This window comes from Pseudomonas eucalypticola (assembly GCF_013374995.1).
In the GTDB taxonomy this organism is placed as follows: domain Bacteria; phylum Pseudomonadota; class Gammaproteobacteria; order Pseudomonadales; family Pseudomonadaceae; genus Aquipseudomonas; species Aquipseudomonas eucalypticola.
The window spans coordinates 535687-548275 of sequence record NZ_CP056030.1 but is presented as its reverse complement, the minus strand read 5'-3'; the positions used below and the strand labels follow the sequence as shown (position 1 = coordinate 548275).

At 64.5% G+C, this 12589-nt stretch carries 9 protein-coding genes; 2 read left to right on the top strand and 7 right to left on the bottom strand.

The window, feature by feature from the left end:
- Nucleotides 1-189 precede the first annotated feature (189 nt).
- Together HWQ56_RS02515 and HWQ56_RS02510 are read left to right on the top strand one after the other, a co-directional pair.
- Complete coding sequence (locus tag HWQ56_RS02515) at nt 190-2301, top strand: TonB-dependent receptor family protein (RefSeq protein ID WP_176569709.1); 2112 nt, start codon at nt 190-192, stop codon at nt 2299-2301.
- Between the two features lie 98 nt (nt 2302-2399).
- Nucleotides 2400-5450 (top strand): dermonecrotic toxin domain-containing protein, encoded by a 3051-nt coding sequence (locus tag HWQ56_RS02510; protein WP_176569708.1) that lies wholly within the window; start codon nt 2400-2402, stop codon nt 5448-5450.
- A gap of 94 nt (nt 5451-5544) precedes the next feature.
- Here HWQ56_RS02510 and HWQ56_RS02505 read toward each other — a convergent pair whose 3' ends face one another.
- From HWQ56_RS02505 to waaF, 7 genes are read right to left on the bottom strand one after another with little or no spacing between them, the layout of a single operon-like run.
- Nucleotides 5545-6996, bottom strand: a complete 1452-nt coding sequence (locus HWQ56_RS02505; protein WP_176569707.1) for a lipopolysaccharide kinase InaA family protein — start codon at nt 6994-6996, stop codon at nt 5545-5547.
- Entirely contained in the window at nt 6996-7748 is a 753-nt protein-coding gene (locus HWQ56_RS02500) for a lipopolysaccharide kinase InaA family protein (RefSeq protein WP_158158559.1), read from the bottom strand. Before HWQ56_RS02500 ends, HWQ56_RS02505 begins: the two co-directional genes overlap by 1 nt.
- Nucleotides 7745-8479 (bottom strand): lipopolysaccharide kinase InaA family protein, encoded by a 735-nt coding sequence (locus tag HWQ56_RS02495; protein ID WP_158158560.1) that lies wholly within the window; start codon nt 8477-8479, stop codon nt 7745-7747. The genes HWQ56_RS02500 and HWQ56_RS02495 overlap by 4 nt, the downstream gene beginning before the upstream one ends.
- Nucleotides 8479-9285 (bottom strand): lipopolysaccharide core heptose(I) kinase RfaP, encoded by an 807-nt coding sequence (gene rfaP / locus HWQ56_RS02490; RefSeq protein WP_176569706.1) that lies wholly within the window; start codon nt 9283-9285, stop codon nt 8479-8481. The genes HWQ56_RS02495 and rfaP overlap by 1 nt, the downstream gene beginning before the upstream one ends.
- The gene (locus HWQ56_RS02485; RefSeq protein ID WP_158158562.1) at nt 9282-10406 is read right to left on the bottom strand and encodes a glycosyltransferase family 4 protein; all 1125 of its coding nucleotides are present in this window, start codon (nt 10404-10406) and stop codon (nt 9282-9284) included. Before HWQ56_RS02485 ends, rfaP begins: the two co-directional genes overlap by 4 nt.
- Nucleotides 10406-11467, bottom strand: coding sequence for a lipopolysaccharide heptosyltransferase I (gene waaC / locus HWQ56_RS02480; RefSeq protein ID WP_176569705.1), 1062 nt, complete (start codon nt 11465-11467; stop codon nt 10406-10408). Before waaC ends, HWQ56_RS02485 begins: the two co-directional genes overlap by 1 nt.
- 1 nt (nt 11468) lies before the next feature.
- On the bottom strand, nt 11469-12518 hold the full coding sequence (waaF, locus tag HWQ56_RS02475; protein ID WP_176569704.1) for a lipopolysaccharide heptosyltransferase II: 1050 nt from the start codon (nt 12516-12518) through the stop codon (nt 11469-11471).
- Nucleotides 12519-12589: the final 71 nt, after the last annotated feature.

The following is a 12589-nucleotide window of genomic DNA, read 5'->3' as shown; positions in this document are numbered from 1 at the left end:
CTAAAGATCATGATTCACCAACCGTCGCTAGGGGGACGACAAGGCTATAGAGGCGACGGCTTGCCCTCCTAGACGCTGGCTTCCCATACCGCAGTGGGAATTTTCCGAGATATCAGGAAGCAGGCGGGCCGCACGCCCCCTTGATAGACTTGTCCGCCTTCGTACATTCCACCGCCCCGGATCCCCGTCATGCCTTCTGCCCCGCCCTTTGCGCGTCGCCGCCACTTGCTCACTGGCCTGTTGCTCGCCAGCCCCCTGGCCCAGGCCGACACCCCCGAAATCGTGCTCGACTCGGTCGTGGTCAGCGGCGCACGCAGTGAAAGCAGCAGCTTCGAACTGCCCTATTCGGTGGACAGCGTCACCCAGCAGCAGATCAAGGATGGCCAATTGGGCATCAATGCCTCCGAAGTGCTGCAGCGGGTGCCCGGCCTGGTGGTGCAGAACCGCCAGAACTACGCCCAGGACCTGCAGATCTCGTCCCGCGGGTTCGGCGCGCGCTCGGCCTTCGGGGTGCGCGGGCTGAAGCTGATCGCTGACGGCATACCGGCCAGCACGCCTGATGGCCAGGGCCAGGCCGCCACGTTCAACCTCGATACCGCCGAGCGCATCGAGGTGCTGCGCGGGCCGGCGGCGACCATGTACGGCAGTAACGCCGGCGGGGTGATCCAGATGTTTTCCCGCGACGGACAAGGCGCGCCGAAAGTGGGCGCGGAGACAGTCATGGGCAGCGACGGCATGAGCAAGAACCACGTCTATGCCGAGGGCGGCATCGATCAAGACACCGGTTTCGTGCTGGACGCCTCACGCATGGACACTGACGGCTACCGCGACCACAGCGCTGCCCGGCGCGACACCACCTTTGCCAAGCTCAACCTCAAGCCCGACGAAGACAGCAAACTGGCGCTGATCTACAGCAGCCTGGAACAAAACGGCACCCAGGACCCGCTGGGCCAGACCTGGGACGCCTACAAGGCAGACCCGCGCTCGGTGGCCACCAACGCATTGACCTACAACACCCGCAAGAGCATCGACCACCAGCAGCTGGGGGCGAACTACGAACGCTATTTCGGCGATGCGACGCTGCAGGCTACGGCCTACTATGGGACGCGCAGCGTGATTCAGTATTTGTCTATTCCCAAGGGCTCGGCCGCCGATACTCGCGGCGGTGGCGTGGTCAACTTCGACCGTACCTTCTATGGCGGCAGCCTGCACTGGGTACAGCCGATCCTCAGTGCACCTGGCGACCTGAAGGTGATCGCCGGCCTGGATTACGACCGCAGCCAGGACGACCGCCAGGGTTATCAGAACTACAGTGGCGATGCACTCGGCGTGAAGGGTTCGATGCAGCGCGACGAAATCGACACCGCCACCAGCCTCGACCCCTTCATCCAGGCCAACTGGGCGCTAGGCGACTGGACCCTGCAAGCCGGCCTGCGCCACAGCACCATGCGCATGGATGTGCATGACAAATTCCTGAGCAACGGCGACGCCAGCGGCAGCAAGGATTATCAGCAGAATACCCCGTCATTGAGCGTGATGTACGCGTTCAACGAAAACCTGCATGGCTATGTCAGCGCCGGCAAAGGCTTCGAAACCCCCACCCAGGCGGAAATGGCCTACGCTCCGGGCGCAGCCGAAGGCTTCAACTTCGGCCTGAAGCCGTCCGAGAGCAAACAGTATGAGATAGGCCTGAAAGCCAAAGTGGGCGAGGGCACGCGTATCAACGCCGCCCTGTTCCAGATCACCACCGACGATGAGCTGGTGGTCGCCGATTCCACCGACGGCCGCACCAGCTACCAGAACGCCGGCCGCACGCTGCGGCGCGGTCTGGAGCTATCGCTGGACAGCCAGTTGAGCGACACCTGGAGCACCCAGATCGCCTACACGCACCTGAAGGCCACCTACGACAGTGACTACGTCAGCGGCAGCGGCACCACGGCCAAGCAGGTAGACAAGGGCAACTACCTGCCCGGGGTGCCGAAGGACACCCTGTTCGGCGAGCTGAAATGGCAGCCGCGCAGTTGGGTCAGCACTGCCCTTGAAGGCATGTACCGCAGCAAGGTGTATGTGGAAGACACCAACCAGGACAAGGCCGCCCCCGCCTACGCGGTGTTCAACTGGCGCACGCGCTTCGAGCAGAAGGTGGACCACTGGACCTTCCACGAAACCCTGCGCCTGGATAACTTGCTCGACCGGCAATACGTGGGCTCGGTGATCGTTGGCGATAGCAACAAGCGGTACTATGAGGCCGCACCCGGTATGTCTTGGTACGCAGGGGTTGGGCTGGAATATGGCTTCTGACCGGCGCGTACGCCACTACGCCGGCCCATAGCCAAGTACCACCCCGGGGTTGTGCCCCTGCCCTAGAGTCTGGCCTTTTCCCACGAAGGTTTCAGATCATGGACAGCCCCGGCCATATCGAAGAATTGGAGCAACTGGACGTAGCGCTGGACGCAGCGCTCGCCGATCTACCGACACTGCAGGACATACTGCACACCCGTCTGCACGACCTGTTGCCCAAGCTGCCTGAAGAGGTCACCCCGCAGGATTTCCTCATTGATGCACAACCATTGAGTGAATGGGTGCACCGCCGGTTGGGCAACCCACATGCGCCTCAGGTGGCCGCCGATGCCCTCACCGCCTACCGGCAGGGCGGGCAGGTCCATGCAATAGTGTCTTACCCACACCAGCTGCAACAGTTGATCGATCTGGTAGCCGGCGACCCAGCCATGCTCCACCGTGAGTACCTGGTGCGTTACTGGCGTGTCAAACAGGTACAACAGGCGCCATTGGCACTGTGGCTGAAAAATCTGCTACGCAGCCAGTTGCAGGCGCAGGCAGCGCTGCGCTCCCTGGACGGCACCCTGGACAACACCGGCAAGCAGCTGCTCGACCAATTGCTCGCAACCCCCGACGCCCTCGGGCGGGCCACTATCCCTGCGTTCAAACGCCCTGGGGTGTATGGCATCCGCTTCGCCAACCGCGACCATAGCGTGTCCATCACCCTACCCTGCGCCTTCGTGGTCACCCAGCGCGACGCCCGTGGCCACTATGACCTGTCTGGCGCCTTCAGCATTCCCGAGGACCATGAGCAAACCGAAGTACCCAGTGGTGCCGATACCGGTACAGCGCTGCTCAGCACCCTGGGCGGTGGTCTGGAAGTATTCGCGTCGCTGCAGGATCTTTACGCAGAGGTGGCCGAGCGCCTGGACGACGACCGTCAGGCCACGGACCTGTTGACCGGCTTGAACGAGGCGCAGCGACAGGCCGTGCTGAGTGCAGAACAATTGATATGGGGGCCTGTTCAAGGGGATATCTTCGAGCGCTCGGCCAGCGACCTGCGCAACTGGCAACTCAAGCAGCCGGAACTGGAGGTAGCGGCCTGGCAAGGCCCCCTCGAACTGGGCGCCCTGGGGGAAAGGCTGAAACAGGCCGCCCACCTGGGCCTGCTGTTCAACCACCAGGCCATCCTGCGAGCCCGTTACGCCGCGTTGCTGGAAAAAAACCTGCCATCCTGGCTCAAGGCCGCCAGCGATGAGCAGAAAATCGACATCATGCATTCGTTGCACGACCTGGCGGCGGCCTTGGCCTTCGCCGCAAGCCCGGGATTGCCGACCATTGAGCAGTTCGGGGAGCGCGCCTATCTGCTGGACTATGCGCGTGAGGCTGTGAAGAAACGTGTGCAGGCTGACCTGGGCCTGGTCATCGACCCCGCCAGCATTACGCTCAGCATTACCTATGCGCAGCAAACGGGCCCGATTCCACCGCCCACCAACCCCACCAGCTCGATTCCCGGCCGTACCCGCGAGCAGGCAGGTTACCCCGTCACACTGGTCACCCAACGCTATAGCCTGAGCGAACTGGCATTGACCAACATCGCCGCTTTCGACAGCGACTATCGCCTGACGGCCCGGGTGCACTGCCCAACCGGCCAGCCGTGCAAAGGGCTGACCCCCGACTACGTGAGGGACATGATCCGACACCTGAACGTGGCAAGCAGCTATGAGCAGTTCGTTCGCACCCGCTTGCTGGATTCTCCCGACGCACAATGGCGACGCGAACATTACCGTAGCGTCACCTACGCCCGCATGCACGCCGAAGCGCTCAAGGCCCGGTATGCCGGACACCTGCGCGTGGACCGCAGCGAGCGCGGCTATCAATGGATCCGCAGCGTGCTCGACAACCCGGCAGGCCCCTGCCAGGTAGAAGGCCATGCGCTGCAGGTCCAGCAATTATTGATCAGCGGCGCGACGATCCGCGGCGTGCTGGTGATCACTGCGGCGCAGCCGGGCAGCGTGCCCATGCAGGTCTACTACACCCCAGACTCACCAGACAGGCGACCCTGGCGCGAATACAAGGACAGCGCTCAATGGCTCAAGACCTTCAAGGCCACGCCATCGCTGCGTGAGTATCTGGCCGCCAGGGCAGGGCTGAGCGACCAGGCCGCCGTGCGTCAAACGCTACAGGCACGCGGGGCGGCCAGCCGGGTCCGACTGCAACCCATCGAGGGCGACTTTCTCGACATGAGCTACGAGGCTCAGGTACGCCAGGTATTGAGCAACGTCGACTCCCTGTCCACCTCCACCGAACAAATGGACCTCAACAGCCTGCTGGCGTACGGCGTCATGCTCGCCGAGGCCGCGACCGTCACCCTGCCGACCCGGCTGCTGCTGCCTATCGCCGTGGCCAGGGCATTCCTGACCTTGTGGCAGGGCCTGGACAGCTTGCGCAACGAGCAGAACGACGAAGCCCTTAAATACTTCATGGACAGTATTTCCCATGTCGCGGAAGCAGGGACGTCCCTGCTTGGCGCCACCTTCATGGCCAGAGCCCTGCGCAAGCTGCCCGTGCGCGGCCCTGTAGCGGTCAACCCGAGCCTGGCCTTGCGCCAAGAGCCCGAGAACCTGCGGTTCAGGATAGACAGCCCGTACAAGGAGGGCGTCTACGAACAAGTGGCCAACGACGGCGGCCCCTCCCGGTACTACATGAAAGACAAGGCCGGGCGAACCTATCAGGTGTTGTTCGACGGTGCGAAATGGCACGTCGTGGATGCGCGCAACCCGGATGCCATCTTCAAGCCGCAGATACAGCGAAACGCCGACGGCGAACTGGAGATCGTGCGCGCGGTGCACTGGCTGGGCAAGGTGCCGGACGTGCCAAGGTTGCTGGCCGAGCATCAACGAGACGACGTCCCCTTGCCCCGGCTGGACCTCGACGCGCGGGGCCTGGCCTGGTGGCAGGGCGCCCGCTACCTGGTCATCGGCACCTTCGTCCTGGCAGTACGCAAGAGCCTGCGTGACGACCGTTTCACCTTATTACCTCCCCAGGCACAGGTGGGCCACGGCGCAGCGGTGCTGCTGCGCTACAGCGCGGGCTGGGAAATCAAAGTGAAACAAGCTGGCGTCATCAGTGCCTGGCTACCGGTGCTTCACTTCAGCCCTGGACATTGACACGCCAGTCGGCCGCTCGTCACGCATACGTACCCTGCCCAAGGCCGTGGCAATCCAGAAGCCGATGCCTTCAATGGCGCGGCAGCCACGGCCGCTACACGAGAGCGGCAGGGCGTGTGGGGAGGCGTTGGTCCAGCAGGCGATGCAAGGCACTGTCAGCCGGCCAATTGCGCAGGAAACGCGCGCGGTCGCGGGCGTAGGCCGGAGCGAAGCTGGCATCACTGCCATGCTGGCACAGGGCGTCGAGGTCGATCAGCGACCAGCGGCCGTTGTCCCAGAACAGGTTGTGACCCTTGAGGTCGCCGTGGCTGATGCGTTCGCGGGTCAGGTCGGCGAACAACTGGTCCAGCGCCAACAGTTCCGGTTCGGGCACTTCGGCCGTTTCGATGTAGGGCGCAAAGCGCTCGATCAGGTCCGGGCCCGGCAGGTGGTCGGTGACCAGGTAGGCGCTGCGGCGCAGCCACAGGAAGCGCTCCTCCAAGACGGCCAACGGTGTGGGTGTGGCGATGCCCAGAAACATCAGGCGGTTGCCCTGCACCCAGGAATGCCAGGCACGGCTAGGCCGCCAGAAGCGCTTGAACCAGTGCGCCACGCTCTTGATGTTATAGCGCTTGATCACCAACGAGCGGCCGTGCACGGTCACCTGGCCAACACTGGCGGCACCACCGGTCTTGTATAGGTGGCCCTGGTCGAGCAGCGCATCGGCCTGGTCCAGCACAGGCAGCATGGCCGCTTCTTCCTCTCGACGAATGGCGCGCAACATGAAGGCCCCGTTTCTGACAGCGAACAGGCTGCACTCCCGGCCGACCTTGCCCAGGTAGTCCTTGAGACGCCAGGCGCGTACCTTGTCCACCTGTTTCTGCAGTGCCTCAAGCGGCAGCGCATGCTCGCCGTTGGCCAGCAGGTAGTACACCAGCAGTTCTTCGGTAAAGGGCTCGAAGGTCTTGGGCAACTGGGCAAAGAACACGCCCAGGTTTTGCAGCACCCGCTGACGAGACAGCGGTTTGCCGGCCTCTTCCACGCAGACGCCGGCACCGTCGATCAGGTAAAGCTGGCCGTTGTGACGCAGCAGGTTGTCCAGGTGCAGGTCTTCCTGCCATACGCCCTTGGCGTGCATGCCGGCCACGGCGGCCAGGGCCTCGCCTAGCACCGCGGTCTGCTCGTCGGCCAACACCGGTAACTGCTCCACAGCCGCCCAGGCCTGGGCCAGGCTCTGGGCGCCTTCCAGGTATTCGAACAGCAGCCAGCCGCCCTCGCCTTCCTGAAGGCCCTCGACCAGCAACTGCGGGGTGGTCAGGCTCTGTTCGGCCAGGCGCTTGACGCCGTCGCGCTCGCGCTGAAAATGTCGCGCCGCCTTGGGCCCCACCAGCAACTTGGCCAGGACCGTGCGCCCCCGCCACACCCCGGCGCCCACGTAGCGCTGGCCCGGCAACACCCGCAGCAGGCTGAGCAGTTGCAGCTCGGCGCTGCCCGCGGCATCGGCCAGGGTGACAGTGAGGGGCAACGCCGGGGTACGCCCGGCATCCTTGAGTTCGGCCAGGCGCATCAGCGGCCCTCCTTGTGGCTGCGGCGGCGGGTCAGGCGTTGCAGCCAGTCCTGCACCAGCGGGCTGGTGGCGTCCTGATTCAGGTAAGCGGCCAGGAACGTACGAATATCACCCTCACCCCACATGGGCGCACGCCGCAGCAGGGGCTCGAGGTCACGCACCCGGTCGCGACGGCCGAACAGCGCCGGGCGGGTTTTTTCCAGGTCGATCAACTGCGCCTGGTAACCGTGGGCACCCTGGCGCAGGAAAATATGCTTGGGGTAGAAACAGCCATGCACCTGGCCTGCGCCGTGCAGCGTGCGCGCCAGGGTACCGCACGCCGTCAGGATAGCCTGGCGGCGCGACGCGGTGGAGGCGCCCCATTCGGCCAGCAAGGCGTCCAGGTCGGTCCAGCCGTCCAGTGCGCGGGTCATGAGGATGGCGCACAGGTCGCCTTCCAGCTTGCGCTGGCCGTAGTAGGCTGCCTGCAACGCGGGAATCGCCAACTGCTGATAGCGGCGGATATTGCGAAACTCGCGGGAAAACGTCGGCTCGCCCAGCGGGTGGTGCAAGGTGCGGGTCAGGTAACCGCGCTGCCGCTTGAGGTAGTAGCCCTTGCCTTCCAGCTCCAGGCGGAATACCTGGCTGTAGCCACCACGGGCCGTGTTGGGCTCGTCCACCGGGTCCAGCTGCAGGGTCCACAGAGCCTCGAAACTGTCCAGGCCATGACGCTGCAGCAAACCCTGCTCGGCATCGGCGATGAAGTCGCTCATTCGCGGCCCTCGAAAAACGTGATGATGTGGCGAATACGGCGCTTGTCCGACGCATTGAGGCGCTGACGCCGGCGGTATTGCAGGTAGAAGCGCAGCCGCTGGGTGTTGGACAACTGGTACTTGGCCACCTTGTCCAGGCAGGCCAGGTCCTTGGTGATGCGGTAGCGCAGCCAGAAGCTGACCCAGAACGCGCCGTTGGGGCAGTCGATGAAGAACAGGGTGTTCTGGTCGTCCACCAGCAGGTTGCGCCACTTCAGGTCGTTGTGAGTGAAGTGTTCGTCATGCATGGCGCGGGTGGCCCGGGCCAGTTGCTGGCTGATGTTGTCTACCCAGGTTCGGTCTTTCAGGCGCGCGTCATGGCGCTCGGCAAGGGCCGACAGGTCTTCGGTGTTGGGCAGTTCGCGCGTGATGAGTGCGCCCCGGTGGAACGCCGCGCCTTTGCGCTCCAGGCCCCAGGCAGCGATTTCGGCGGTGGGGATGCCCCACTTGGCGAAGCGCTTGAGGTTCTGCCACTCGGACTTCACCCGCGGGCGCCCCAGGTAGCGGCGCAGGCCCTTGCCCGCGCCGGTGTAGCGCTTGACGTAGTAGTTCACACCGTCGCGGTTGACACGTATCACTTCCGACAGCGGGTCACGGGTCAGGCGCTCGCCCTGCAGCGCGAACACCGCGTCCAGGCTGCCGAAGTCGGCGTGCAGGTGCGCGTAGCCAGGTTCAAGGTTCCAACCAGCCATCAGAGCGCATCCCCGTACCGCACTTTGCGGGCATAGAGCTTTTCCGCCTTGCCTTCCAGCCAGGCCAGCAGGCGTGTTTCTTCCTTGAGCACTTGGCGCAGCGGTTGCTGAAAGTAGCCACGCAGGAAGCGCAGTTTGTCGCGGCGGGTCAGGCCAATGTCCAGGGCCGAGAAATACAGGGCGGCCAGGTCCTTGTTGCGCCAGCGGCGGGTGATGGCCGGGCGGGTCTGGGCGCGGTGCAGGTCGATGACCGAGAGCTTGAAGTCCTGGGCGGTCACCGGTTTGTCGGTGTGCAGCAGAAAGTGGCAGATGTAGCAGTCACGGTGATTCACCCCGGCACGGTGCATCATGCCGGTCATGCGCGCCACTTCGGCGATCAGCGCGCGCTTGAGCGCAGGCTGCGGCGGCTCGCTGCGCCAGTTGATGCTGAAGTCTTCGAGGCTGACGGTGGGCGCCAGCTCCTGGGTGATGATGAACGAGTGCTGGTCGGCCGGGTTGCTATTGCGCTCGCCATAGGCCACCGCCGTCATGGTCGGCACGCCCACTGCCTGCAGGCGCTGGATGGCCTGCCACTCTTGGCCTGCGCCCAGCACCGGCAGCTTGGCAGTGACCAGGTTCTTGACGATCTCGCCCCAGCCGATGCCGCGGTGGATCTTGACGAAGTAGCCGCGGCCGTCAACCTCGGTACGCAAGGTGCGCCGGGCCTCCAGCTCGCGGTACACCTCGCCTTGCAACGCTTCCACTTCCACGAAGGGGTCGCGCCCGGCCCACAGGCTCTTGAACGGCTCGGCAAGGATCAACTTCATGAGGCGGCTCCGGCCAGGATCAGGTCGGCGGCGTGCTGGGGCATGCTGTACAGGTCCGCGGTGTCGGCGAAAGCCAGGCCATTGCGCCCCCAGTCAGCGCGCGCGGCGTTGTCGGCCAGCATGCGCGACAGGTACTGGTTCAACTGGCCCTGGTCGAACGGTTCGTCCAGCACCAGGCCGCAATCGGCCTCGGCGATGTAATGGGCGTAGCCGCACACGGCCGAAACCAGCACGGGCAAGCCCGCCACCAGGGCTTCGAGCAGCACGGTGCCGGTGTTCTCGTTGTAGGCCGGGTGAATCAACAGGTCGGCGCCCAGCAGGAAACGCGGAATATCGCTGCGTCCCTTCATGATCTGCACCTGGTCGCCCAGGCCCAGGGCCGCCGCTTGCAGTTGGAAGAACTTGGGTTCGTCCTGGCCGATGACGAAAAGCCGCGTGCGTTTTTTCAAATCCGCCGGCAGCGCCGCCAGTGCCTTGAGGCTGCGGTCCACACCCTTGGTCTTGAAACCCGAGCCAATCTGCACCAACAGGAGGTCATCGTCCGCCAGGTTGAACTCGGCACGGAACTCGGCGCGCACCTGCGCGGCGTTGGCCGGCGCGCGGCGGTCCTGGGAGATACCCGGGGGCAGCAAGTGAAAGCGTTCGATGGGCGTATGGTAATGCTTGATGAACAGCGGCTGCTGCACCTCGGAAATCATCAGGATTTCGGTCTTCGCCTCGGGCGCGAAAACCGCTCGCTCGAACTCGGCGAAATGCTGGTAGCGGCCCCAGAAACGGTACATGGGGTTGCGCAGGGTCTGGGCCTTGTCTTCGTAACAGCCGTCGGCGGCGTAGTAGACGTCCAGGCCCGGCAGCTTGTTGAAACCGATGACGCGGTCCACCGGGCGCTTGGCCAGGTCAGCGCCCATCCAGGCGCTGAACTTGAGGTTGCGACGGTGGTTGGACAGCGCCTTGACCGGGCCCACCAGCACTTCGAAACCGGCGGGCACCTCGCCTTCCCAGATCAGCGTGTAGACGCGAATCTGGTGCCCGCGCTTCTGGCACTCCAGGGCAATGCGCATGAAGTCGCGCTGCAACCCGCCAAACGGGAAATACTTGTATAGAACAAACGCCAGTTGCATCAACGAAGATCCTCAGCCAGTAACAATGCGCTTAGTCGGCTCGCCACACGCTCGGGATTCAGGCGAGTGAAGCACAGGGGCCACTCGCGTTTAAGGTCGAACCGCCGCTGGTCTTCCGGCGTCGGTTGATAGGTACAGGTCTTGGACAGGCACGGTGCGCAGGCAAAGTCGCTGGCCAGGTGCACCTGGCCCTGCCCATAGGCACCGGTCAGCCCCGGGTTGGTGGGGCCGAACAGGGAAATGGTAGGTACGTCCAGGGCGGCGGCCAAATGGCCCAGTCCGGTATCGACGGCCACGCAGGCCCTGGCAGCGACCAATACCTTGGCCACCCCTGCCAGGTTCAATTTGGGCAGTACCACGGCGTTTTTCAAGCCCGCGGCAATGCGCTGGGCACGCTCGTGCTCGGCCGGGTTGCCCCACGGCAGGCGCACTTCGATGCCGGCCTGGCCCAGGCGTTCGGCCATTTCACGCCAGTAGAGCTCGGGCCAGTGCTTGGTGTCCCACGTCGTGCCGTGCAGGAACACCACGAAGGGCACCTTGGCCTTGCCGTCGCCCAGCCGGGCACGGTCCAGGCCGTATTCGCCCAAGGTGGCCGGCAGGTCGTAACCCAGGGCCACGGCAAACAGCTGGCGCAGCCGCTCGACCGCATGCTGGCCGCGGCCAACGGCCAGGCGCCGGTCATAGAAGCGGCTGGCCAGCGACTCGCGTGCCGACTGCCGGTCAAGGCCCGCGACAGGTGCCTTCACGTAACGGGTCAGCAAGGCGCTTTTCAGCAGGCCCTGGGCATCGATTACCAGGTCGTACTTGCCCTCGCGCAAGCTCTGCTTGAAGCGCCGCCATTGGCCGCTCTTGATGGTTTCCCAGATGTTCTTGCGCCAGCGGCGAATGGCCACGGGGATAACGTTATCCACAGCCGGATGCCAGGTGGGGATCTCGGCGAAGCCTTCTTCCACCACCCAGTCGAACCGGATGCCCGGAATGGCCCGGGCAGCATCGGTCAGCGCCGGCAGCGCGTGAATGACGTCGCCCAGGGACGAGGTCTTGATCAACAGTACCCGCAACTTAATCGACCCCGACCGTCAGTTCAACCGTGGCCGGCCCGTCAAGCTTGTTCAGGGCATCGGACACCCGCTGCGGTTCCAGCAGGCGCAGGCAGTTGTAATGGCCGAAGCGGCAGGTGCGCTCGAAGCATGGGCTGCAGTCCAGGCCCAGGCGTACCACTTCCACCTGGTCGGCCAATGGGGGCGTGAAGCCAGGCGACGTGGAGCCGTACACGGCCACCAGCGGCCGGTTCAACGCAGCGGCCACGTGCATCAGGCCAGAGTCGTTGGACACCACCGCATCGGCGCAGGACATCAGGTCCATGGCCTCGGCCAGCGAGGTGTCGCCACTGAGGTTCACCGACTCCTCGCGCAAGCCGGGAATGAGCCGGTCGCGAATGGCCTCACCCACGGGGTGGTCCTTTTTCGAGCCGAACAGCCACACCTGCCAGCCTTCGCGGATTTTCATCTCGGCGACCTTGGCGTAATGCTCCGACGGCCAGCGCTTCGCCTCACCGAACTCGGCACCCGGGCACAGCACCAGCACCGGGCGGTCCAGGGCCAGGCCGAACTTGGCCAGGGCTGCTTCTCGGCTGGCCGGGTCGATACGCAGCGCCGGCCGCGGGTAGGGCTGCGGCAACACGGCGCCGGGCTCGAACGCCAGGGCCATGAAGCGCTCGATCATCAGCGGGTACTGGGCCTTGTCCAGGCGCCGAACGTCGTTGAGCAGGCCATAACGGAACTCGCCGCGCCAACCGGTGCGCGTGGGAATGTCGGCGAAGAACGGCACCAGGGCCGACTTCAGCGAATTGGGCAGCAGGATCGCCTGATCGTACTGACCCTTGAGGGACTTGCCGATCTTGCGCCGGGTAGCCAGTTCCAGCGCGCCGTGGCCGAGCGGAAAACTCAAGGCCTGGCGCACTTCTGGCATGCGCTCAAGGATCGGCCGGCTCCATTCGGGGGCCAGGACATCGATAACACAGTCGGGGTGGCGCACCTTGAGGCACTGGAACAGTGTCTGCGCCATCACCATGTCGCCAACCCAACTGGGTCCAATGATCAGAATTCTCATGCTTTTTCCAGAAACGACCGAGGAGGCAGCAGGCCGTTGGTGTACAGCCTGGCCTCCCCGTCTTGTCTTTT